The sequence below is a fragment of the Acidithiobacillus ferrivorans genome, assembly GCF_016250455.1.
GTDB classification, from domain to species: domain Bacteria; phylum Pseudomonadota; class Gammaproteobacteria; order Acidithiobacillales; family Acidithiobacillaceae; genus Acidithiobacillus; species Acidithiobacillus ferrivorans.
Map to the genome: position 1 here is coordinate 806456 of NZ_CP059488.1, position 20958 is coordinate 827413.

General features: G+C 58.3%; 24 protein-coding genes. 12 read left to right on the forward strand and 12 right to left on the reverse strand.

Annotated elements, in window-relative coordinates:
• Positions 1 to 21 precede the first annotated feature (21 nt).
• Both H2515_RS04130 and H2515_RS04135 read left to right on the forward strand, forming a co-directional pair.
• Positions 22 to 1032 carry a lipoate--protein ligase family protein gene (locus H2515_RS04130; protein ID WP_051984948.1) on the forward strand — a complete coding sequence of 337 codons (1011 nt, stop codon included), beginning with the start codon at positions 22 to 24 and terminating at the stop codon, positions 1030 to 1032.
• Between the two features lie 51 nt (positions 1033 to 1083).
• On the forward strand, positions 1084 to 1461 hold the full coding sequence (locus H2515_RS04135) for a hypothetical protein (protein ID WP_081919597.1): 378 nt from the start codon (positions 1084 to 1086) through the stop codon (positions 1459 to 1461).
• A 58-nt stretch (positions 1462 to 1519) separates the two neighbouring features.
• Here H2515_RS04135 and H2515_RS04140 read toward each other — a convergent pair whose 3' ends face one another.
• Positions 1520 to 1843 carry a hypothetical protein gene (locus H2515_RS04140; RefSeq protein ID WP_014029803.1) on the reverse strand — a complete coding sequence of 108 codons (324 nt, stop codon included), beginning with the start codon at positions 1841 to 1843 and terminating at the stop codon, positions 1520 to 1522.
• A gap of 122 nt (positions 1844 to 1965) precedes the next feature.
• Here H2515_RS04140 and H2515_RS04145 point away from each other — a divergent pair, with 122 nt between their 5' ends.
• From H2515_RS04145 to H2515_RS04165, 5 genes are read left to right on the forward strand one after another with little or no spacing between them, the layout of a single operon-like run.
• A complete protein-coding gene (locus H2515_RS04145) occupies positions 1966 to 2370 on the forward strand; it encodes a hypothetical protein (protein WP_232821540.1) in 405 nt (134 codons plus the stop codon).
• Complete coding sequence (locus tag H2515_RS04150; protein WP_198660960.1) at positions 2367 to 3197, forward strand: CbbQ/NirQ/NorQ/GpvN family protein; 831 nt, start codon at positions 2367 to 2369, stop codon at positions 3195 to 3197. The genes H2515_RS04145 and H2515_RS04150 overlap by 4 nt, the downstream gene beginning before the upstream one ends.
• A gap of 9 nt (positions 3198 to 3206) precedes the next feature.
• On the forward strand, positions 3207 to 5705 hold the full coding sequence (locus H2515_RS04155; protein ID WP_198660961.1) for a nitric oxide reductase activation protein NorD: 2499 nt from the start codon (positions 3207 to 3209) through the stop codon (positions 5703 to 5705).
• Between the two features lie 29 nt (positions 5706 to 5734).
• Positions 5735 to 6916 (forward strand): acetoin utilization protein AcuC, encoded by a 1182-nt coding sequence (locus H2515_RS04160; protein WP_232821541.1) that lies wholly within the window; start codon positions 5735 to 5737, stop codon positions 6914 to 6916.
• Positions 6913 to 8058: an aldo/keto reductase gene (locus H2515_RS04165; protein WP_198660963.1), complete on the forward strand. Its 1146-nt coding sequence runs from the start codon at positions 6913 to 6915 to the stop codon at positions 8056 to 8058. Before H2515_RS04160 ends, H2515_RS04165 begins: the two co-directional genes overlap by 4 nt.
• 21 nt (positions 8059 to 8079) lie before the next feature.
• Here H2515_RS04165 and H2515_RS04170 read toward each other — a convergent pair whose 3' ends face one another.
• Entirely contained in the window at positions 8080 to 8682 is a 603-nt protein-coding gene (locus H2515_RS04170) for a TM2 domain-containing protein (RefSeq protein WP_198660964.1), read from the reverse strand.
• Positions 8683 to 8767: 85 nt separating this feature from the next.
• Here H2515_RS04170 and H2515_RS04175 point away from each other — a divergent pair, with 85 nt between their 5' ends.
• Genes H2515_RS04175 through H2515_RS04190 form a run of 4 tightly spaced genes read left to right on the forward strand, consistent with a single transcriptional unit; the run spans position 8768 to position 11480 of the window.
• Positions 8768 to 9694: a LysR family transcriptional regulator gene (locus tag H2515_RS04175; RefSeq protein ID WP_035195269.1), complete on the forward strand. Its 927-nt coding sequence runs from the start codon at positions 8768 to 8770 to the stop codon at positions 9692 to 9694.
• A gap of 1 nt (position 9695) precedes the next feature.
• Complete coding sequence (locus H2515_RS04180; protein WP_198660965.1) at positions 9696 to 10448, forward strand: type 1 glutamine amidotransferase; 753 nt, start codon at positions 9696 to 9698, stop codon at positions 10446 to 10448.
• Entirely contained in the window at positions 10445 to 10801 is a 357-nt protein-coding gene (locus tag H2515_RS04185; RefSeq protein WP_014029794.1) for a hypothetical protein, read from the forward strand. Before H2515_RS04180 ends, H2515_RS04185 begins: the two co-directional genes overlap by 4 nt.
• A 31-nt stretch (positions 10802 to 10832) precedes the next feature.
• Positions 10833 to 11480 (forward strand): VTT domain-containing protein, encoded by a 648-nt coding sequence (locus H2515_RS04190; RefSeq protein WP_198660966.1) that lies wholly within the window; start codon positions 10833 to 10835, stop codon positions 11478 to 11480.
• On the opposite strand, the gene H2515_RS04195 is transcribed toward H2515_RS04190, so the two are convergent.
• The 7 genes from H2515_RS04195 to H2515_RS04225 form a co-directional block, all read right to left on the reverse strand.
• Positions 11477 to 12229, reverse strand: coding sequence for a gamma-glutamyl-gamma-aminobutyrate hydrolase family protein (locus H2515_RS04195; RefSeq protein WP_035195262.1), 753 nt, complete (start codon positions 12227 to 12229; stop codon positions 11477 to 11479). The genes H2515_RS04190 and H2515_RS04195 overlap by 4 nt on opposite strands.
• Complete coding sequence (aguB, locus tag H2515_RS04200; RefSeq protein WP_198660967.1) at positions 12222 to 13094, reverse strand: N-carbamoylputrescine amidase; 873 nt, start codon at positions 13092 to 13094, stop codon at positions 12222 to 12224. The genes H2515_RS04195 and aguB overlap by 8 nt, the downstream gene beginning before the upstream one ends.
• A 315-nt stretch (positions 13095 to 13409) precedes the next feature.
• Positions 13410 to 13742, reverse strand: a complete 333-nt coding sequence (locus tag H2515_RS04205; RefSeq protein ID WP_014029790.1) for a FeoC-like transcriptional regulator — start codon at positions 13740 to 13742, stop codon at positions 13410 to 13412.
• Positions 13739 to 16087 carry a Fe(2+) transporter permease subunit FeoB gene (gene feoB / locus H2515_RS04210; protein ID WP_198660968.1) on the reverse strand — a complete coding sequence of 783 codons (2349 nt, stop codon included), beginning with the start codon at positions 16085 to 16087 and terminating at the stop codon, positions 13739 to 13741. Before feoB ends, H2515_RS04205 begins: the two co-directional genes overlap by 4 nt.
• Positions 16084 to 16350 (reverse strand): FeoA family protein, encoded by a 267-nt coding sequence (locus H2515_RS04215; protein ID WP_081919595.1) that lies wholly within the window; start codon positions 16348 to 16350, stop codon positions 16084 to 16086. The genes feoB and H2515_RS04215 overlap by 4 nt, the downstream gene beginning before the upstream one ends.
• A 17-nt stretch (positions 16351 to 16367) precedes the next feature.
• Complete coding sequence (locus H2515_RS04220) at positions 16368 to 17624, reverse strand: carbohydrate porin (RefSeq protein WP_198660969.1); 1257 nt, start codon at positions 17622 to 17624, stop codon at positions 16368 to 16370.
• A 109-nt stretch (positions 17625 to 17733) separates the two neighbouring features.
• Complete coding sequence (locus H2515_RS04225) at positions 17734 to 18378, reverse strand: thioredoxin fold domain-containing protein (RefSeq protein WP_232821542.1); 645 nt, start codon at positions 18376 to 18378, stop codon at positions 17734 to 17736.
• 726 nt (positions 18379 to 19104) lie between these two features.
• Between H2515_RS04225 and H2515_RS04230 the strand changes: the two genes are divergently transcribed.
• Positions 19105 to 19893, forward strand: coding sequence for a C40 family peptidase (locus tag H2515_RS04230; protein WP_232821543.1), 789 nt, complete (start codon positions 19105 to 19107; stop codon positions 19891 to 19893).
• 106 nt (positions 19894 to 19999) lie between these two features.
• On the opposite strand, the gene H2515_RS04235 is transcribed toward H2515_RS04230, so the two are convergent.
• The 3 genes from H2515_RS04235 to H2515_RS04245 form a co-directional block, all read right to left on the reverse strand.
• On the reverse strand, positions 20000 to 20221 hold the full coding sequence (locus H2515_RS04235; protein WP_035195251.1) for a hypothetical protein: 222 nt from the start codon (positions 20219 to 20221) through the stop codon (positions 20000 to 20002).
• Positions 20222 to 20233: 12 nt separating this feature from the next.
• Positions 20234 to 20428: a hypothetical protein gene (locus tag H2515_RS04240; RefSeq protein ID WP_014029782.1), complete on the reverse strand. Its 195-nt coding sequence runs from the start codon at positions 20426 to 20428 to the stop codon at positions 20234 to 20236.
• Positions 20429 to 20536: 108 nt separating this feature from the next.
• The gene (locus H2515_RS04245; RefSeq protein ID WP_198660971.1) at positions 20537 to 20893 is read right to left on the reverse strand and encodes a hypothetical protein; all 357 of its coding nucleotides are present in this window, start codon (positions 20891 to 20893) and stop codon (positions 20537 to 20539) included.
• Positions 20894 to 20958 lie beyond the last annotated feature (65 nt).

The window sequence follows — 20958 nt, forward strand, 5'->3', positions numbered from 1 at the left end:
CTGGATGCGGTATTGTAAATTATGCGAATTCGCCTGATTCATCTGGGGATGCTCGCCCCGGAGGCTCTGCATCGTGCTTATGTTGGCTTGGCGGAGGCGCAGGGCGAGCAGGATGTACCCATTCTGCTGTTGGCGCGGTCTGCCGCCCACCTGAGTCTGGGAGCCGCGCAGGGGCCAGCTGCGGAGCTGGATCGCTCGGCTTGCGAGCGGCTGAAAATTCCGCTTGTGCAACGCGCCCTGGGTGGCGGTCTGGTCTGGGTAGATCCTGGTCAGTTGAGTTATTTCTTTATCTTTCCGCCTGCCACGCGGGTGCGCCGCGCACCTGAACTGTTTGCTCTGATGGCCCCTTGGGTGATCGCGGTGCATGCGTATTTCGGCCTGAAAGTGGAGGCGCGGGGAGGGCATGATTTCTGGTGTCAGGGGTGCAAGATCGGTGGTACCGGGGCCGCGACCATCAGGCACAGTCTGGTGCTGGGCGGCAGCTTCATCCTCGAGGCGCAGTGGGCGTCCTTTGTGGAGTGCGTGGCAGCGCCTTCGGCGGGTTTTCGCACATGGCTGCTCGAGGCGTTGCAGGAAGGGCTGTGTAGTTGGTTGCCGTTATTGGGCAGGGTGGTCAGTCCCGAGGCTGTGCTGGAGGCCTGCCCGGCGTTGCTCAGAGCGGCAGGTTGGGATGTCGTCCTGCCGACGGCTCCTACCGAGACCGAACAACGTGCGATGGTACAGGCGGAGTTGGAGGACGTGGACTGGAACCAACCGGCCCGTCGTCGGGTGCCTGCCGGTATCAAGCTCAAAGCGGGCGCTTTCCTGACGGAGCGAGACTGGCCCGATGGCCACTGGCTGCGGGTATGGACGGAAAATGGTGCCTTGCGTCGCGTCGCGGGTTCGGCCTGGCCAGCGGAGCAGGCGGGCCGGTTAATAGGCCTCCTGCAGCCTGACTCTGTCCGGCTAGGTGAACAGTTGCGAGAAGTCGTCGGCAAAGAGGCTTCGCTCTGGGGTGAACGACTATTGGAAACGGCAGTATGGGCGGATTGAGTCTGTCGGTGTGGGTGGTTTGTTCCAAATCAATGTAATGGAGGTGGCCTGGTGCCCAGTATCAGTGATCGGATGCGCAAGCGTTTTATTCTCATGGCGAGTGATCCAGAGCTGCGCGTGGCCGTCGTGACGACGACGCCCGAAGGCTGGGAGATGACGGAGGCGACGGACTTGGACGACCTCGGTGATTGGCAGGAAGTCTTACTGCATCGTTTTATGCTGCTCAATCTGGATGATCCGGAGATTGGGGATCCTATTGAGCTGATTGACACCTTGCGGCGGGAATATCAGTTGAATATTGCGATATTTTGTTTGGGCGGAAGTCAGGAACGGCGGGATGCGGCGCGTTCGGCGCGGGCGGATCGTTTTTTTGACCGAGACACGGGTTTACAGCGCCTGCCGGAGTTTTTTGCCCAGTTTGGCTGGTAAATGTTGGGGGTCTTGCCCATCAGTTGGAGCACCGATGGGCGCTACCGACGGTGAACTATTAACCGACTTTGGCGTGAGCTTCGGTGTCCAGCAGCAGGTCGTGGCTTTCGCTCTGGCCGCCAGCGCTGACAGTGAGGGTGGCGATACGGATGCCGGCGTTCTTGAAGGTAATTTCGTAGGAGAAAATACCGGGCAATTCGAGGCTGGCTTCTTTCAGCGTCTTGCCTTCGCAGGTGACGCTGATCTGGGCGCTGCCCTTGCCTTCCAGCATGGCCTGAATCCGGAAAGGATGGCCAGCGACGCGGCGATAAACTTGCGGGTCGCGGTTGGCGTTGTATTGCAGGTTGTTGAGTTTGACCATTTTGATCAGATTCGTACTCATGGTAGCCCCTTCTTAATCACGCTATAAAATGAATTGTACACACATTCGGTTAAAACTCTTTTATCCTAGACGAAAATCGCCCGGAGTGGTAGCAGGTGCGACCGTAAATCCCATCAGGAGTGATGATGAGCAAGTCAAGCGAATTAATAAGCACATTAGATGCAGCGCACGAGCGTATTGAAGCACTGGCACGGCAACAGGTTGCCGGAATGGCGTTGCCGGAGTTGGTGGCGGCGGGTGTGGCAGAAGCGGCAGCGATGTTGCGCATCATGCTGGCTGCAGAGCACAAGCCCTATGCCAGTGATGCAGATTTGCTGGAGTTATGGAAAACGCTGGTGAAGGGCTTACCCCACTGGAATACCATTCGCGATAATTGCCGTGAACTGGTTTATTACCAGAATTGTCTGAACGCAGAGCGTGCAGATGCGTTGCCCGCACAGCCGGAGCGCATGGTGATTCATACTTTGCGTCACATCTTTCTATACATGCGCAGTCATGCTGAGCAAAATCATGGGGGCAAGGTATGAGTGAGACGAAAATGGCAGAGAGTAACGGCTTGCGCTTGCTCTTCGTGGAGCCCTTTTATCAGCCGGTGGCGAATGAGGTCGGGGTATTCATGGCGGCCTGGGGTCGGCGTCTGCCGGTAATGCTCAAAGGGCCGACAGGCTGCGGCAAAACCCGCTTTCTGGAGCACATGGCGTGGCGTCTGAAGCGACCGGTGGTGACCGTAGCCTGCCATGAAGACCTCACCAGTTCAGACCTGGTCGGACGCTTTCTGATTGAGGGCGACGAAACGGTCTGGCAGGATGGCCCGCTGACCAAAGCAGTGCGGGCCGGGGCAATCTGCTACTTGGATGAGATTGTTGAAGCGCGCACTGATACCACGGTCGTCATCCATCCACTGACCGACCATCGCCGTTCTCTGCCCATTGAAAAGCTCGGCGTGGAAATTACCGCGCACCCCGATTTTATGCTGGTCATTTCCTACAACCCAGGTTACCAGACGGTGCTGAAGGACCTCAAACCCTCTACCAAACAGCGCTTTGTCGGGATGAACTTTAATTATCCGCCTGCTGATGTGGAAACGCGGATTGTGATGAAGGAGGCCGGTATCGATGAGGCCCGGGCCCGGGCACTGGTAGCCGCTGCAGGCAAGGCCCGTAACCTGAAGGAACAGGGCTTGCAGGAAGTCACCTCCACTCGGGCGCTGATTTATGCGGGTGCATTGATGGTGGCGGGTCTCGATGCGCTGGAGGCTTGTACTGTGGCGATCATCAATCCGCAGACGGACGATCCGGAGTTGGCGGAGGCGCTGCTGGAGATTTTTCGGACCTTTTTCCCGGAACAGGGCTAAGGAGCGCCCATGTCGGCGGCGACGGAGGATATCCTCGACCATCTGGCGGCCATCAGTTTTGTGGCGGGGCGGGATGCGCGACTCGCTTTGCCAGCGGTCACTCCATTCGGGGAGGCGGTAACCTTACGTTACTTGGAGAGCGGACGGGATTTGTTTTTCTATGACCGGGAAGTAGGCAAGGCGTTTTTCCATGCTACCGCCGATCTGCTAAAGACCTTCGGGGGCCTGGACCCCTGGCTGGATCAGGCGCGCCAGTTCCTCCGTCAGCGCGGTACCTTTCGGGCGGCGGTGGGCTTCTTCGCGCAGGCCAGTGCGGTACGCCGGGGTTGGGGTGCAGAGGGCGAGGCGTTGTGGTTTGCCTTGGGTGCTGCTTGGATTGACCGGCATGTGGACAGCGCGGCGTCCTATTTCCAGGTGCCTGCAGCCATCCTGTTTGGCGATGCGGGAGTTGAGGGGCTGCGGGCGCTGTTAACGCCTGCTGATTCCCTCGCCAAGGGGCGTCTGGGGTTGGAGACATATCTGGACGGTGCCATCAAAGTGCGCGGCATCTGCGGTCTGGCGGGCGTGGCGGCATGGGCGCGGCGCGGCGGCGATGTGCTGGCGGCGGGAAGGGTGCGTGGTGAGGCTTGGTTCCGGCTGGAGAGTGATGAGTCGCGCAGCTTTTTGCTGGAGATCCTGCCGGGCTTTCGTATGGGAACCCACAAGCGGCTCTTCGGGCTCCTGCTCCAGGCCTGGACCGGGCTGCATCTACCCCTGGAAGAGGGGGAATGGAGCCTGGAGGAGGGCGGCCGCAGTTTTGTCGAGACCGACGGGCGCAGCCTCTTCGTGCCGGCGGTGATGCTCGACCGGGAGGAGGCTTTGTTGGCCTTCTATCATACGGGTGCGCATCTGGTCTTCGACAGTTATGAGCAAGACGCCATCCATGCCCTTTTTGCCGAGATCGGCGTGCAGCACCCACCTCTGGATCCCGACCAGCGGATCACCTGGCGGCCACTGTTCGCCCAGTTTGGCGACGATATGATTCGTTTTCAGCTGATTTTTGATCTCTGTGAAGATTTACGTGTGGATAGCGCACTGGAGCGGGAGATGCCCGGTTATCTGGCGCGGGTGCTGCGGATATCCCATCAGCGCAGCCGGCCGGAGGGGGCTGCCGGGTGCTACTATCAGGCGGCTATGAACATGCTGGAAGATGCTATGGCCGGAAGATTGCCCGGGGGTCTTGCGGTGTTGATGACGGCACAAACCGATATTGTTGACGCCTTCCGGGCAGCGCTCACCCTCTATGCAACGACGGATTTGCCACCGATCTCCCTAGCTGAGCGCGCCCGCGCCTATCTGCCCGGTCATTCGCCCAATGCGGCACGACCGGTGTATCCACGCCAGAAGCGCGATATGGATGTTCCAGAGATGGATGGCGGCGGTGAACTGGGGGTTGCCGGTCATGAGGAAAAGCCGCGAGAGGCCCCGCAACAGGCAGAAGGCAATGATCCGGATATGGATATTCCTCCTGAGGATATTCAGGGGACCGGCGGACGGGTTGGGGTCGGTATTCCCATGCCTGCCAAGGTCATGGGCAGTGGTCGCGGGGTACAAGGGCCTGAAGGCGGCTGGCCTTATCGCGAATGGGACTACCGGCAGCAGAATTATAAAGAGGGCTGGGCGCGGGTGCATGAGCGTCCCCTGCGTGAACACGATGAAGCCAGGGCCATCGCCCTTGCTACCGAATATGACGGTACGTTAAGGCGTCTGAAGCGGGTACTACAAGCGCAGAAGCCGACGCGGATGGCGCCGCGCCGTCGCCAGTACGAGGGTGACGAGCCTGATTTGGAGGCGGCAGTGCAGTTCGTGGTGGAACGGCGCGCGGGGCATTCGCCTAAAGCCAGTATCTACCAGCAACGACGACCGCAACAGCGGGATAATTCGGTGCTGCTGCTCGCCGATCTCTCTACCTCCATCATGGCGGAGATCGGAGACTCCGGCGTGCGGGTGGTGGATCGCTTGCGTGCGGCAATGTTGCTTTTTGGTGCGGCACTGGTGGAAGTGGGGGATCCTTTTGCCCTTTATGGATTCGCCAGCAAGTATCATGACGAGGTATTGCTTTACCCCATCAAGCGCTTTGCCGACACATTTGATGCGCGAGTGCGGGCCTTGCTGGGCGGCTTGTCTGGACGGCTGGCGACGCGCATGGGCGCAGCAATCCGTCATAGCTCGCGGCTGATGCTGCAGAGTCCGGCGCAGCGGCGTTTGCTGTTGATCCTGTCGGATGGTCGTCCGGCGGATTATGATGATGCCGGTGATTCCCGCTATTTGCAGGAGGATACACGCATGGCGGTGAAGGAGGCGCAGGACTTGGGTGTCCATGCCTTTTGCATCAGTCTCGACCCACGCGGCGGCGAATATCTGCCGCTGGTTTTTGGCCCCGGACATTATCTCGTGCTGCCCCATCTCGATAATCTGCCGATGCGCCTGCCGGAGATTTACCTGCGCCTGCGCGGCCACAGTGCATGACAGGTGCGGTGCAGGCGGTCGTTGGCAGAATGAATGAGCGGGAGATGCTGCGCCCGCAGATCGTCGCGACCCGTCGGGCAGTCTTCGTCGGGGCGATGCGTTACCGGCGGGCGAGTTATGGGAGTAACCATCCCCTGGCGATTCCGCGGGTGTCCCTGGCCCTGGACCTCATCAATAGCTACGGGGCCATGGCGCCGGAAGAATACCGGCAGGGCCGCCCGGCCAGCCATCGGGAGCTTTTTGGCTTCCATACCAAGGATTACATACAGGCCTTTGAGCGTGCCCAGTTTCGCGGTGGCGTGGAAGACAGCGATCGCCAGCGTTATCAGTTGGGTACGCTGGAGAATCCGTATTTCCCCGGTTTTTTTGATACAGCCTCCCTGGCTACCGGTTCCAGCGTGCTCGCGGCGGAAGCCGTGCTGGAAGGCGTAACCGCCTTCAGCCCCGCAGGCGGAATGCACCATGCCGCACCGGGTCAGGCCCGTGGCTTTTGCTATTTCAACGATCCAGTATTGGCCATCCAGCGTTTGCGTCGTGCCGGTTTGCGGGTGCTGTACTGGGATATGGATGCCCACCACGGTGATGGGGTGGAGGCGGCCTTTGTGGAGGACCCCGACACGCTGACGGTCTCCCTGCACATGGATACGGACTATGCCTATCCCTATCAGGGCGGGAAGCTCACCGACTGGCCGGGATTAGCGGTTAATCTGCCGTTGCCCAAAGAAGTGAATGATAGTGAGTATGCTCTGGCTTTTGCGGTGTTGTGGCCGCGCCTTTTGCAGCACTTCGCCCCAGATGTCGTCGTTTTGCAGGCGGGCACCGATATCCTCGCACCCGACCCCTTGAGCAAGTTTCGGGTCTCCAACGGCCTATTCTGGCAGGTCCTACGCCAGATTGTGGCGGAAAGTCCGCGTCTGCTGGTGCTGGGCGGGGGTGGTTATCATCCCATTGCCCTGGCGCGTTGCTGGACCGGCCTTTGGGCGATATTGACAGGGCGTTCGTTGCCTGCGGAATTGCCCGCTACCGGGCAAACCCTGCTCAAGGCGGTCGAATGGGAGCTGGACGATGCGGACGCACCGGACTATGGTCAACAGTTCCTGGCATTGCAAGATACACCCCGGCCCGGCCCGGTGCGTACCGAATTGCGCGAACGCCTGGATTTTTTGCTGCACCATCATCCCCTCTTTACCAACAGGAGTAACACTGCGTGAATGCTGCGGAAAATGGGTTGATTCCGGGGGCCGCCAGCAGTGCTGGTACCAAGGCCTATGCGGGGCGCTTCGCCGGGATCCTTGCTGACGAACACTTCAGTGACTTTCTAAACACCCGCATCAAGCTGTCCTCTCTGGGCGTTGGCACCTTCCCCGGCGCGGTGGATGACGTGACGGATGTCGCCGTTGCGGCCATTGTGGCGCAGGCCTTGCGGTCGGGCATCAACGTCATCGACACCGGGGCCAACTATCGTTTCGGGCGGGCCGGGCGGGCGGTCGGGGTGGGAATTGCCAAGGCGATGGCGGCAGGCATTCAGCGAGAGGAGTTTTTTGTGGTCGGGAAGGGCGGTTTCCTGACCTTCGCCGAGGGACGCCCAGAAGATCCGCTGGCCTTCTTCCGAGAAAAAGTGGTGGTCAAGGGGCTGGGTAAGGAGGCAGACCTTGCTCAGCGCGTCCATTGCCTGAGCCCAGAATATATCGCCTGGCAACTGGATACCCTGCGTGCACAGATGGGCCTAGAGACTCTGGATGTCTATCTGATCGATCAGCCGGAAGTGCATATCCCGGTGATCGGCAAGGGAGCGATGTACGATAAGTTGATTGACGTGTTCACCATGCTCGAAGCGGCAGTGCAAGCCAACAAGATTCGCTATTATGGCATTTCCACTTTCAATGCCTGCCGGGTAGCGACGGATGATACCCTGTTCCAGTCCCTGACCAGTCTGATCGGGCTGGCCGAAAAGGCTGCGGGGCAAGGCAAGCGCCACCACCTGCGGGTGGTACAGTTACCCTTTAATGCCTTGATGCCAGAAGCTTACACCCGCTTCAGTCAGGTGACGGGGCAGGGCAATATCGGCTCGACCATCCAGGCGGCTTTTCAGCTCAAACTGACCATTATGGCGAGTCATCCTCTCGGTAAAGGTTTGCTGGCACGGGAAGAGGTGCCTTCTCTACTGGAGGCTATGCCGGAACTGGCCGATGCCGCGCAGCGTGCCATCCAGTTCGTGCGTTCGACACCAGGCATCGGTGTGACGCTGGTGGGACTGAGCATGCCCCGGCATCTCGCCGATTTGCTGGCGGTGGCCAGGCAGCTTCCCCTCCCGAAGGGGCGCTATCTGGCCATGTTTGAGAAGGAGGAGTAGCATGCATCAAAAGGCTTCCGGTTATTTTTTGGTGGAGTCCGCTGGTTCCTGCCCCAGGGTACTTTTGGGGGCTTTGGTCATTGCGGCGAGCAGGCGCTCCTGTTCTGCGAAAGAGAGGCGGCGCTGGCCTGGCGCAAAACCCTTTTGGGCGGGGGCATTGGCGGCAGGGTGCCCGGCCCGCTCGCTCTCCTTGGCTTGGGTATAGTCTTGCAACTCGCGCTGCCATTGCGCTGGCTGCTCGCCGGTATCCACGCGTCCCTGGTAATTGGACGGGGCGGCCGGCGTTTGTTGGGCGAACCAGCTGGCCTTACGCAGTTCCTTATTGTTGGCGCTGATCCACAGGCTAATGCGGCTGAGGTCCCAGAGCGCAACGGCGCAGAGCACAACGGCAAGGCCGATGGCTGCCCAAGTTAAGCCTAGAAAGGCCAGCACAATGACTCCAGCGCTGACCAGCGGAAAAGCCCAGGCCCAGGACTGTTCCAGATAGAAACGATGCGCGCCAACAGGAAATAAGCACCAGTATAGATAACTCCTTAGGGATTTTTTCTGGAGTTTTTGCAAGCGAATTTGTAGACTCTGTACCCCAGCGCCCTGCAGGTCGAGCTTTTCCCAAGCTTTGGGCATGGGTTATCCTCCATTAGTACTGTATTGAAGCGCTCAGATATTACCTCTAAACTGGTGAAAAGTCGCGGGCGACTTAAGGACTTCCATGGCAGACAGGCGGTTACAGGTTTTTCACACCGTGGCAAAGCTGCTCAGCTTTACCAAAGCGGCTGATACGTTGCATATGACCCAACCGGCGGTGACCTTCCAGGTCAAGCAACTGGAAGAGCAGTTCAACACGCGTTTGTTTGACCGCACCCATAACCGCATCAGCCTTACCGAGGCTGGCATGGTGGTTTATGAGTATTCCGAGCGGATCATCTCGCTGTATACCGAGATGTCCAATCGAGTCGGGGAAATGACGGGTGATCTGCGCGGGTATCTGCTCATCGGCGCCAGTACGACCATCGCCGAATATATGCTGCCTCGGGTGCTGGGTGACTTTAAAATGAAGTATCCCGACGTGCAGGTGCGCCTGCATGTGGGTAATACGGATAAAATTGTCCACATGATTGAGGATAACAGTATCGATTTGGGGCTGGTGGAAGGTTTGATAACCAACAAGAGCCTCGCCACCCTCAAGTGCTGCATGGATTCCATGGTGGTTATTGCCGAGCCGGATCATCCCCTGGGTGCCCATGAAAGTGTGACCGCGCAGGAGTTGCTGGATTATCCTTTTGTTTCCCGTGAGGAAGGATCAGGCACCCGTGAGGTGACTATGGAGTATTTGCACCAGGTCGGTGTGGACGCCAACGATCTGCATATCACTATGGAATTGGGTAGTCCGGAAGCGGTCAAAGGGGCGGTAGAAGGCGGGCTGGGCGTGGCTATTGTCTCCGAGACGACGGTCCTCAAGGAGTTGGCGTTGGGTACTTTACTGGCGCGCCCCTTGAATCCGCCGCTGGCCCGCCCCTATTCCTTCGTTTATCAGAAGCAAAAATTCCGCAGTTTGGTGATGGATGAGTTTCTGGAATTCGCCAAAGACCGTTGTAGCAGGGACATACTATCCGTGCCGGTGCGTCGAGAGCGTTAATATGAAGCATTTTGCCGTGGTGCAGCACAGTTACTCCGAGTTTTTGGGCATCGTGGAGACTCAACTGGAGAAGCGTGACATCGGGTTCAGTTACTTCCGGGTTTTTCTCAGTAACGAACTGCCAAGCAATGCGCTGACTTTTGATGCGCTGTTTTTGCTGGGCGGTCCCATGTCTCCGCTCGAATCCGACAAATATAAATGGCTTACCCAGGAACTCAACACCATCGCCATGTTCCGCAAGGCGAAGCGGCCAGTGGTGGGCTTTGGTCTGGGCGCGTTATTGCTGGCGCAGTATGAAGGGGCCGAATTGCATCTGGAGCCCTACCATAACGCCTATTTCACCACCGCCCATACCACCGATGCCGGCCGTAACGACCCGCTGGCGCAGGCGGTGGACGGCGCTCAGGTAATGGTCTGGTCACCGGGAACCGCTACCCTGCCGGAGGGTGTCAAGCCACTGGTGGTGGATGACGAGGGTCGCTGGATAGCCTTCCGCCCGGAAGAGGGGGTGGTAGGGTTGCTGTTCCGGCCGGAGATGAAGCCGGGGCTGATTGAAGATATCCTCATGGAGGAAGACCGCGAAACGCCCGAGAATATCGGCGAACTCCTGGCGCAGGCGCGGGCGCTGTGGCCGGAGATGCAGAAAACTACGGACCGGGTCATCATCGCCCTGGTTCGCGAGTTGTCTCTCATGACGGAGAAACGCAAACCACGGGTATTCTCCCTCAAGGTGGATACCGGGAATGATGTATGAATAGCCGGGAGCGTCATTTTCTCCGTGTCATGCGGAAGCTGGGAGATGCGGAGCAGGAACAGTTGCTGGCCTTTGCCGATTTTTTGAGAAGCCGGCAACAGCCAGAAACATCGGTGGTGCATCAGGAACCGAAGATTTTGCCCGCTAAGGAGGGTGAGACCGTTATTGGCGCGATTAAACGCCTGCGGGAAAGCTATGCCATGCTTGATGCCAAGGAGATGCTCAACGACACCTCCAGTTTGATGTCCAGGCATGTGATGGGGGGGGAAGCGGCAGGGACGGTCGTTGTTGAATTGGAGCTGATGTTCAAACGGCACTATCAGCGTTACTGCGGCGCTCTGGAAGACGTGTGAATCCACGTTGCACCGGGTGGTGATTGCGCCAATGTCGGATATCCATCATCTCGTGCAGATTCTGCTGCACTTTGACCAATACCTGATAGTGTTTCTTCAGGAATATGGGGCTTGGGTCTATGCCCTGTTGTTCCTGATTCTCTTCGCCGAGACAGGGCTGGTGATCATGCCGGTCCTGCCGGGTGACTCCATGTTATTTATCTGCGGTACCCTGGCCGGTGCGGGCATCATGAGCGCACCCTGGCTGCTGGGTTTGCTGGTGACCGCGGCGGTGCTGGGTGACGCGGTGAATTACTGGGTGGGCCGGCGCTGGGGTATCCGCCTTTTTGGCGGGCGCCTGCTCAATGTCCGGCACCTGGATACGACCCAGCGCTTCTATGCACGACATGGCGGCAAGACGGTGATTATCGCCCGTTTTCTGCCTATTATTCGTACCTTCGCGCCCTTTGTGGCAGGGGTTGCCGCCATGCCGTACCGTCGCTTCTTTGGCTTTAATCTGACGGGCGCTTTCCTGTGGGTGGGGAGCTTGCTCGGCGCGGGCTATTTCCTCGGGCGTTTTCCCTGGGTCAAAAGCCATCTGAATATGGTGATTGTCGCCATTATCGTGATTTCGCTGATTCCCGCTGCGCTGGCCTGGCTGCAACAGCGGTTGCAGCCTTCCGAACACCCTTCCCGCTAAGCCTTTTTCTCGCTGTGCCCCGTTGCGCGCGCTATGCGCCGGGCAGCGCGCTGTACCAGCCAGTTAAACAGGGCCTGCTGATGCGGGTCACCGGCGGCCGTATGTTCCGGGTGCCACTGGACGGCGAAGACATCTGGATTGTCGGGCATATCCACGGCTTCAATGACGCCATCCTCGGCGATGGCGTTGATGCGTAGTGCGGGGGCCATATTCGCGATGGCCTGGTGGTGCCAGGAGGATATCTCCAGGGTATCCCGCCCGGCGATTCTCCCTAGCAACGTGTCCGCCAAGACGATGACCTCATGCATGATGGGATTATACTCGGCGTTGCGGTGGCAGATGCGGGTACCGATGCTTTTGGGCAGGTCCTGGAGAAGGTCACCGCCCAAGGCGACATTAATGATCTGCAGGCCGCGGCAGATGCCGAACACCGGGATACCCTGGGCGATGGCCTCGCGCGCCAGAGCAATCTCAGCGGTGTCGCGGTCTGGGTGCACGGCATAGATGCTGTCGTCACATGGCGCACCGTAAAAATCGGGAGAGATATCGCCGCCGCCGGTGAGCACTAGCGCGTTACAGTGCGACAGAATAAGTTGAGCCTCGGGGTGCTGGGGTGAAAAGAGGATAGGCAACCCGCCCGCCTGACAGACGGCGGCGGCATACTGAGGGGCGAGGGAAAAGGCCTCTCCGTTGCGCTCATAGGCGCTCAACGCGATGACGGGTGGCACGGGGGGGCGGGAATCATCCACGACGCGGATTCCCGTCTAACGTCAGGATGGGCGTGTACAGTTCAGGGCGGCGATCACGGAAGAGGCCCCACTCCAGCCGCTGTGCGGCGAGGGCTTGCAGGTCGAAATCGGCGTAGAGGATGGTCTCCTCCTGTTCGGCGTGGACTATAAGCGCGCCGGTAGCATCGCTGATGAAAGATCCGCCATAGAAGGTGATTTCGCTCTCCCGGCCGATTTCCCGGCCCACCCGGTTGGCAGCCACCACGGGGACCAGATTGGCAGCAGCATGGCCCTGCATAACCCGGGTCCAGTGCCCGCGGCTGTTGATTTCCGGAGCTTGAGGTTCAGAGCCGATGGCGGTTGGATAGAGCAGGATTTCTGCACCTTGCAGCGCCATCACCCGCGCCGCCTCCGGGAACCATTGGTCCCAGCAGATGGCGACGCCGAGGCGTCCGTAACGGCTGTCAAACACACGGAATTCCGTATCACCCGGACTGAAATAGAATTTTTCCTGATAACCGGGGCCATCCGGAATGTGTGCCTTGCGGTAGAGCCCCAGAGCACTACCGTCCGCATCAAAGACTACCAGGCTGTTAAAGAGCGCGTTATTGGCCCGCTCAAAGAAGCTGACGGGGAGCACGACTTCGCGTTGCCGCGCCAGCTTTTGCATGGCCAGCAGGGCAGGGTGGGTTTCGCGGGGTTGCGCCAGCAGCAGGAAATCCGGGTTCTGGTCCTTGCAGAAGTACGGCGTGCTGAAAAGTTCCTGGAGGAGGATAATCTGGGCACCGGCGTCCGCCGCCGAGGTTACTTGTCGCAACGCCTTGGCGATATTGTCAGCCTCGTCGCCCTCTACGGCCATCTGAATGGCTGCTACTTTTACCCGCATTTGCCACCTCGTTCGCCATGGTCGATCAAACACCGCTCTGAGTATTTAAGATAACATAGAAGGACCCCATCATTGAGACAATGGGTCAGGTTATCGAGCAGGTGGGGCCTTTGTTTGCGGTTAGTTTGGCCGGTGCACTTCAAACCTTAGGCTGCTCCCTGCATGATACAATATTCTGCATTCTGCGAAACGTCCGGCCAAGATGGTTGACATCAAGCGCGAGGCGGTCGATCCTCGTCCATTGAGCGCAACAGCCAGTTGAGCGCATGCGGTCTAATGGGGGTTATAAAGGCTACCTTCATCAATACGATTAAGCTACACGACATCTATATTGTTTCTATCCCCATGTAGCAGCGGAGCAATTGGTACGATAGCTATTGCTGCTTTTCCTGCGTTGTCGCACCAGCGGTAGGCCTGAACGGGGGCCGCAGAGGTACTGCTGCAACTGCCGCATCCGCCTGAATTGCAACGGGTGCCACAGCTTTTAGGGGCTCCGACCAGTACCAGCTCTGCCGTGCCTCGGCGCTGCCAGTAGGTCAGCATATCCTCGACCAGCCTGACAGAAAGCTTTAATTCGGTTGCGATCTGGCTGGCGCTGGCCATGCCCTGTTTCTGCAGTACCTCCCGAACCGCGAACAAAGGTTTCATGCTGGCGCCCTCTGGTTCAGAGAGGGCTTCGCTAAGGTGGCCGCGCGCTGCCCATAAAGCCGCAGACCGATGACCAGCAAGGCAAAGGCTGCCAGCACCCCTATGATCCATGCTCCAGAGGATCCCGGATGTTCGGCGAAGGTGCCCGTCTGGTAAATCAGCGTGCTCGCTCCCCAGGCCAGGCTGGAGCCATACAGCAGGGAGAAGATCATCCAACCCCAGCCGACTTCCCGGCGGAGTGCGCCCATGGTGCTGGCGCAGGGCACGTAAAGCAGCACAAAAACCAGGTAAGCAAATGCCGAAAGGGCGGTGAAGCCGGCCGCAATCGCCTGGAGGGTGGCGCTTTCTGCCCCCGAGGCCTGTTGGGTGGAAGCAGTGGATTCTATAGCGGACAGGCCCAAAGGGTCGTCCAGCGTGGTAATAAAGGTGATGGCATTAGTGGGGATTGTCTTGAGCGCACCCCAGAGTTGCCCGGCAATGTCGGGGTTGCGGTAGGTTGCCATCAGGTCGGCTGCATTCTGCCGCTGATAAATGCCATTCAGCGTGCCGATCACGATCTCCTTGGCGGCGGCCCCTGCGATCAGGCCGGAAATGGCTGGCCAGTTCCCCTGGTCAATCCCCATGGGCGCAAAAATTGGCACCAGCGCGCGGCTGCCCTGGGCGAGCAGGGAATGGTCAATGTCGGTACTGCGCAGCCCGTGATCTGTCCAGCCTATGCCTGGGAGAATGAAGAGCACCACGCCGATGACCGCAATCACCCGGCCTACTCGGAAGATGAATACCTTCAGGCGTTGCCAACTCTGCAACACCACACTCCGGATGCTGGGCAGGCGATAGGGCGGCAGTTCCATGACGAAGGGCAGTGCCTCACCGCGCAAGGCGGTTTTGCCGAGCAGCCAGGCCGTCAGCAGGGCGACGATAATACCCAGCACATAGAGGGCGAAGACTACCTGTCCGCCATTGCTGCGAAAGAACACCACGGCAAAGGCCATATAAATGGTCAGGCGTGCGGAGCAGGACATGAAGGGCTGTATCAACACGGTCAGGATACGTCCGCGCGGATCTTCGATGATGCGTGATCCCATGATGGCGGGTACATTACAGCCGAAACCGATCACCATGGGAACGAGCGCGTTGCCGGGTAGTCCCAGGCGGCGCATCAGACGATCCATGGCATAGGCGGCGCGGGCCATGTAACCCGAATCGTCGAGTAAGGCCAGAAAGATGAAAGTCAGGCCAATAGGGGGAATGAAGGAAATCACGAGATTCAGTCCACCGCCAACGCCCCCCGCAACGATAGAGATCAGCCAAGTGGGTAGCCCCGTCTCCAGCAGCACATGACCGACCCCGTGAATCAGGAGCGCAGCGGAGGCCTGATCGAAGAAATCCAAAAAGATATTGCCGCCGCTGAAACTGACGACGAAAATCAGATAGAGCACCAGCAAAAAAACGGGAACACCGAGCCAGTCATTCAGTACCACATGATCCAGCAGGTCGGTGACCCGCTGGCGCATTCCGGCATGTCCGTTACGACGCAGCGCCGTGGCGGCCATTTCCTGCGCCCAGCCGAAACGTTGGTCCATGATCAGATCGGCAGGGGTTTCAGCGCTGCCATCCTCCACCTCTGCGATGATTTGCTGCAGGGTATGTTCCATCCCGGAGTCGGCGGGTTCGGCGCTGCCTTCGAGCAGGCGCAAGGCTGCGAAGCGCCGGCGCACGGGATTGCTCTCCGGCAGCAGGGCGGTCAGGGTACCCAATGCCCGTTCAATCAGCAGGCCATGGGGAGGCGGCGTGCCATGAGGTGCTTGCCTAAGTGCCTGCGTCAGGCTGTCCAGTAGGTCACTGCGTCCCCTGCCCTTGCGGGCGACCATGGATACAACCGGCAGACCTAACGCTGCGGAGAGCTCAGTCGTGAGCACTTCCAGTCCCTGGGCCTCGGCCTCGTCAACCATGTTCATTACCAGAACCATCGGGCGACCTGTTTCCAGCAATTCGGCAGTCAGGGCCAGATGCCGCTCGAGATTGGAGGCGTCGACAATGTTGACGATCAGGTCGACCGGCCCGTCGAGCAGGCAGTCGCGCGCCACGGCTTGATCCTCGCCGCCTCCCCCCAGCAGGCTGTACACACCCGGCAGGTCCACCACGGAGACTTTGCGTCCGTCCAGGCTCATGCTGCCGCTGCGCCGCTCCACGGTAACGCCTGGCCAGTTGCCTACCTGTTGATGGGTGCCAGTCAGCAGGTTGAACAGGGTGGTTTTACCGCAGTTCGGATTACCTGCCAGGGCAATGATCGGCAGTCCTGCTGTGGCTGGAATTTTCTGGTTTTCTTCGTGACATGCGCTCATGCCTGCTCTCCTGTATTCCGGGAATCGGCCCCCGGCAACTCCACCTCAATACGCTGGATGACGCCCCAGCCCAGCGCAATGCGTGCTCCACCCACCTGCAATACCGCACCGCGCTGGCCCGGGCCATGGACCACGCGGATATCGGTGCCCCGGCGGATACCGAGCATGCGCATGCGTTGCTGCATGCCGCTGCCGCCGGTGACATCGCGTACTCTGGCGCTGTCGCCCAGTTTAAGATCTCCTACGAACAGGGATGGATTCACTGACTCGGCCTCCGCATTCAGAAAAACTCCACATGCAAACGCAACATACCGACGGTTGCATCAGGAAAATAGCCGTTGGGATGCTGTATATATTGCAGATCAGGCTGCAGGTTGAGGTGCCCAGTGAGCTGCGCGACGTAGGTGAGTTCGTAAGCCGTCTCGGCATTGCGGATAGCTGTGGCTTCCCTGCCAATGCTCTCTGCCACGGGATTTGGACGCAGCCAAGTGCGCGCCATACCGATGGACAGGCTGTCATCCGGGCGACTGGCGAAGGGGTGACCCAGGCGTAGGCCCAGTCCCAGATACCAGGGGACGGGGTTGATGTCCTGTGGTGCAGCACCCATCTGGAAAAAGGCCCCCAGCCGACGTTCTCCCGGCAGGCTCCAGTTCCCTTCGGCGACGGCATAGACGCCCGAAGTTGTGGGGGAGAGCCCGTAGCGGTCCGGGTCGGACAGCTGGTAATGCCAGGCACCTGCTTTAAGGATGTACTGACCATAGTTGTCGCTGCTGTCCTCAAGGTCGTCTTCCGCCGCTTTGCCCCAGTGCAGACCGCCTTCCCACAAGGCCATGTAGCCGCGCTCAAAGGCCGAGACCTGATGCTGAGGATTACCCTGAAATAGTGCGATCTTGCTACTCAGGTGCTCGCTATGGGTGCCCACCAGAAGCCCCAGGCCTGGGTAAGGATAGGTGGCGATACCAGGGACATTAACGGTCATGGTCGGCGCCATGCCAAAGGAGCTGTTCATGAGCTGCAAGGCGTTGGCAGTGACATCGAAGTAATAGTTCACATCCATGTAACCGACACGGGTATTGAGCCAGTCCGTCCAGTGTTGACGGAAGGCGGCATCGTAAAAACGGACCGCGTCGGGTGCCCAGATGTTACTGGCCGTCTGGATGTCGCCACTATAGTTCTGTTGAATAGCGCTGTTGTAAATGCCTATCAGGGAGAGGGTAAATTTACCGCCTTTCCACAGACCAGCCTTTCCGGTGTCATATTCGGCGCCTATCTGCCCGACGATATTGCCTTCGTTGCCCTGTTTGATCCCGCCGGATAAATTGGTGAAAACCTCGCTATCAAGGTGTCCGGCCCAGGAGAGGCCATCGGCAATATAGTTGTAAGTAGGCAAATATTTGGGCGAAATACCGGAGATGTTCAGGATCGGCCCATTTCCGGAGGACGCGGGACCATCCGCCGCCCAGGTATCGGAGACGGATCCGAGGACGCTGGCGCAGAAGAAGAGAAGCACAGTAGTGGGGCGGAAAAGCAAAGGCACGGGCCACTCTTTATATTGAATGAGAATGATTCTTAATATTATATAAATGGGTGTGCCTGTCAACAGGTTCTCGTCGTTGATCTACAACTTAGCGCATTACTGGGTGGCCTCAGCGAATCTCCTTCAAAACCGCAGGCAAATCCGCCTGGTCTGGGGTGCCTTTGATAATTTTCACGGTGTTGTCGCGGCGTGTGTAAATCAAGGTGGGGACGATTTTTTGCCCGGTAGCCTTAAGAATCCCCATGTTTGAGTGGAGCGCGTTGGTGCTGGCTGTATTGGGCAGGATTTCAGGAATGGCGCCGTCATGACTGGTCACATTGAAGCCCGTTTCATTCTTTTGTATAGCGGCCAGTGGATTTTTGGCTTCCAGTATTGCGGCCGCCTTGCCAAAACTGGAGGGGGCGAGGTATCCCACCGGCACATAGCGAACCGTAAGTTGATCCGGCTGGATACGTGGTTGTAGTTCATCATAGAGGACATGGCAGTAGGGACAGTTAGGATCAAAGATGACATAGAGGACGTGCGGACCATGTCCCTGAGCGATCCAGTGGGCATGGTCCAGCCGTTGGAGGAGCGGTGCAGCGTCTTGCACTGCGCCATTTGGGGCAGCCGCCACCAGAGGGGGCACCAGGAAGAGCAAGAGGGCGAGTAAGCCAGACAAGAGGGCAGATCGGGACCAGAGTCCATTTCTGGAGCGCATCAGGGTTTTGCCGGCAGGTATTTGCCCCCGCCTTTTCACTGTCGAAATATGCATCGGTTTCCTCTCCATGACGATCATGCCCAATCTTTATAAGCAATTGTCGGGCCAGTAGCTATAAGGGCTGACGCCATGTCATATTATAACTAGTGATGGGGTCTTGCCTCGAGCATGGATACGACCTATAGTCCCAAACATGGACTATGGAGCATCGATTTTGCTAATGGCTGATTTTCGACCCGATTTGGGAGGGAGCTATCGTGCGGGCGTCCGCCCGTACGATACTCTGAGTCGTTGCCGTGCATCCACGTCCAGTATGCATATCGAGCCGAACTTATTCGGCTTTTTTATTGTGAGCAAGGGCTAGCCTCAAAGTTTCTCTAGTCTTTAATGAGAAACGGCAATGGCGCTGCATAATCAGCCAGATGGCATATTATGCAGCGGCGATTCCCAGGTGATTCGGGAGATTTAAGAATGCAGAAGCATCGCTGGCGGATTGCTGTGGCGGTATTGACGTTTCTAGGTGGGATCAGTGTGTGTCAGGCGGCGCCGCACGAGGCAGGCCACAAGGCTTTGCATCGGACCAGTCAGCACACCCACGCAGGGCTCCGTGATAAGAGCGCTTCGAGAAACTCGAAAGCAGTCGAAATACAGTTCATCCGTAACAAGAGGCTGGTACCTGCCAGGCAGGCGAAAAAGGTGGTTTTTCGAACTGCCCATAGGACGCTATTACGAGCTCCAAAAGACGATTATATAGCGTTGACACCGACGGCGTTGCGGTTGATGCACCTCGCGCCTGTCGAGTTTGCCGGAGTGGGTGCGGCGCCGCAGCGCGTTGCGACTTATGACTTTAAAGTGCAATCCTTTCCTGCGGCCGATGCGGAACAGGTAACGACCCCCGTTTTTGTCGATCATGCGCTGGCGCCGGTCAAGGCAGGTATGGTGACGAATGAGACGCCGGTGGATGCGGTAATCGCTACTTCAGCACCAGAGCAGTCTCATTTGCGACTCGCTTTGGCGATGTTGGCCAGCCATGCCTATCATTGGGCACGCCACCCCTTGCAGGCGTTGGAAAGCAGTGGTGATGCCGCTGCCGGGCCACAAGCAGTAACCGAACTAGCCAATGATATTGCGCAAGAAGGGCAGTATGCGGAGACGGACAGTCACTCTGCTGACCATTCTTGGCTATCACCTCGTTCGATGGTGGTTTCCGCACTTAAATTTATTGGTGCTCCCTATCGTTGGGGTGGTATGAGCCCATCCTCTGGGTTCGATTGTAGTGGCTTTGTTAAATATATATTAGCGAAGTTTGATATTAAGGTGCCGCGTACCGCTTATGCCCAGGCATCTGAGTTGCGGAAAGTTTCCCGGGTCAATCTGAAACCTGGTGATCTGGTGTTTTTTGACACGTTGCATCGGCCTTATTCCCATGTCGGGATTTACATTGGTCACCAGCACTTTGTCAGTGCCCAGACCCCACGTACGGGCGTTCAGGTGGCAAGCCTGAAGGACCCTTATTGGGCGGCACATTTTGACGGCGCGCGGAGCTTGCCAGTATCCAACGCTTCCTGACGACCAAGTAAATATATGCCCATCAGTGCTAAAAACCCCGCGCACTGTTTCAGCCCGCAGGGTCTTAAATGCCCGCAACACGGTTGGCCGCGATGTACAAGAGTGCTTAGGTGTTCTGCTCCATATCATCCGGCGTCTTCCACTCGTAACGATCAGATGCCTGACCCTGAGCAGCCGTGAAGCCTTCTTTCTGGAGCAGTTCGGCCAGTGCCACCGCCCCTGGACCGGCCGCTTTTTGGTTCTCCAGGATGTTTCTGGCGATTTGCGCCGCCTCGCGGGCGGTCAGAACAATATCTACGCTCTGCTCCTTCTCTTCGCGAATTCGCATGGATGGCTTCCTTTAGTCAAAAACATGGGGTGGTTGTTCGAAGTGATCATCTGTTCGGTAGTCCTGCTCGGCCAGCAGGTAGACAATATCCAAGGTATCCTTGGCAAAGCTTTCGGCATTTTTCACTATGGGTTCGGCTATTTTAGCAAGATCCTTTTTGTCGAAGCGGATGGTGATACCTTGCGCGTCCTTATGGATGACTTCCATCGTGCTCTCCTCCTGAAGTCAACAGGCAGTGTGCTCTGTCGATGAATGATTGCGCCGACCGATAATGCGTTTCTATGGCGCATACAGATGTGATCAACTGTTAGAGGTTTAGTTCAGCCGGGGTGTCTTGTCAACGGGCGACGTCTGGCCGGGCGCCGGACTCTGGTCCATGCGGGCGAGCAGACGCAAGCCGCCGAGGACGCCGAGGATGCGCGCACGCACCGCGTCTTCCCAGTCATCCTGGGTCAGGGGCCAGTATTTGCATTGGGTATGCGCCGCGCGAGGGATATCTGGCGCAGCGTGGCAATCGAGGGCGATAAGGAGATCAGGCCAGGCATGGTCGGTTTCATCCGCCCTCGCTTCCAGCCAGTCCGCACCCAAGGCTTCCGCTAACGCGGCGGCATAGTGGGCCTTTGCCGGATCAGTCGGATGCCAGAATAGGACGCGTGCGCGCCGCTTATACATGGAATGCCCTCTTTACCACGAAATTGTGTAAAAATAGCAGGGCTGACGATAAAATGGGAGCGGAA

What these genes read in the sequence shown, in the direction of transcription:
- H2515_RS04160 (WP_232821541.1), top strand. Translation starts at nt 5,735, where the DNA reads ATGAATGAGCGGGAGATGCTGCGCCCGCAGATCGTCGCGACCCGTCGG.
- H2515_RS04145 (WP_232821540.1), top strand. Translation starts at nt 1,966, where the DNA reads ATGATGAGCAAGTCAAGCGAATTAATAAGCACATTAGATGCAGCGCAC.
- H2515_RS04245 (WP_198660971.1), bottom strand. Translation starts at nt 20,893, where the DNA reads ATGTATAAGCGGCGCGCACGCGTCCTATTCTGGCATCCGACTGATCCG.
- H2515_RS04155 (WP_198660961.1), top strand. Translation starts at nt 3,207, where the DNA reads ATGTCGGCGGCGACGGAGGATATCCTCGACCATCTGGCGGCCATCAGT.
- H2515_RS04185 (WP_014029794.1), top strand. Translation starts at nt 10,445, where the DNA reads ATGAATAGCCGGGAGCGTCATTTTCTCCGTGTCATGCGGAAGCTGGGA.
- H2515_RS04225 (WP_232821542.1), bottom strand. Translation starts at nt 18,378, where the DNA reads ATGCATATTTCGACAGTGAAAAGGCGGGGGCAAATACCTGCCGGCAAA.
- H2515_RS04130 (WP_051984948.1), top strand. Translation starts at nt 22, where the DNA reads ATGCGAATTCGCCTGATTCATCTGGGGATGCTCGCCCCGGAGGCTCTG.
- H2515_RS04140 (WP_014029803.1), bottom strand. Translation starts at nt 1,843, where the DNA reads ATGAGTACGAATCTGATCAAAATGGTCAAACTCAACAACCTGCAATAC.
- H2515_RS04190 (WP_198660966.1), top strand. Translation starts at nt 10,833, where the DNA reads ATGTCGGATATCCATCATCTCGTGCAGATTCTGCTGCACTTTGACCAA.
- H2515_RS04230 (WP_232821543.1), top strand. Translation starts at nt 19,105, where the DNA reads ATGCACCTCGCGCCTGTCGAGTTTGCCGGAGTGGGTGCGGCGCCGCAG.
- H2515_RS04175 (WP_035195269.1), top strand. Translation starts at nt 8,768, where the DNA reads ATGGCAGACAGGCGGTTACAGGTTTTTCACACCGTGGCAAAGCTGCTC.
- H2515_RS04240 (WP_014029782.1), bottom strand. Translation starts at nt 20,428, where the DNA reads ATGGAAGTCATCCATAAGGACGCGCAAGGTATCACCATCCGCTTCGAC.
- aguB (WP_198660967.1), bottom strand. Translation starts at nt 13,094, where the DNA reads ATGCGGGTAAAAGTAGCAGCCATTCAGATGGCCGTAGAGGGCGACGAG.
- H2515_RS04150 (WP_198660960.1), top strand. Translation starts at nt 2,367, where the DNA reads ATGAGTGAGACGAAAATGGCAGAGAGTAACGGCTTGCGCTTGCTCTTC.
- H2515_RS04170 (WP_198660964.1), bottom strand. Translation starts at nt 8,682, where the DNA reads ATGCCCAAAGCTTGGGAAAAGCTCGACCTGCAGGGCGCTGGGGTACAG.
- H2515_RS04180 (WP_198660965.1), top strand. Translation starts at nt 9,696, where the DNA reads ATGAAGCATTTTGCCGTGGTGCAGCACAGTTACTCCGAGTTTTTGGGC.
- H2515_RS04205 (WP_014029790.1), bottom strand. Translation starts at nt 13,742, where the DNA reads ATGAAACCTTTGTTCGCGGTTCGGGAGGTACTGCAGAAACAGGGCATG.
- H2515_RS04235 (WP_035195251.1), bottom strand. Translation starts at nt 20,221, where the DNA reads ATGCGAATTCGCGAAGAGAAGGAGCAGAGCGTAGATATTGTTCTGACC.
- feoB (WP_198660968.1), bottom strand. Translation starts at nt 16,087, where the DNA reads ATGAGCGCATGTCACGAAGAAAACCAGAAAATTCCAGCCACAGCAGGA.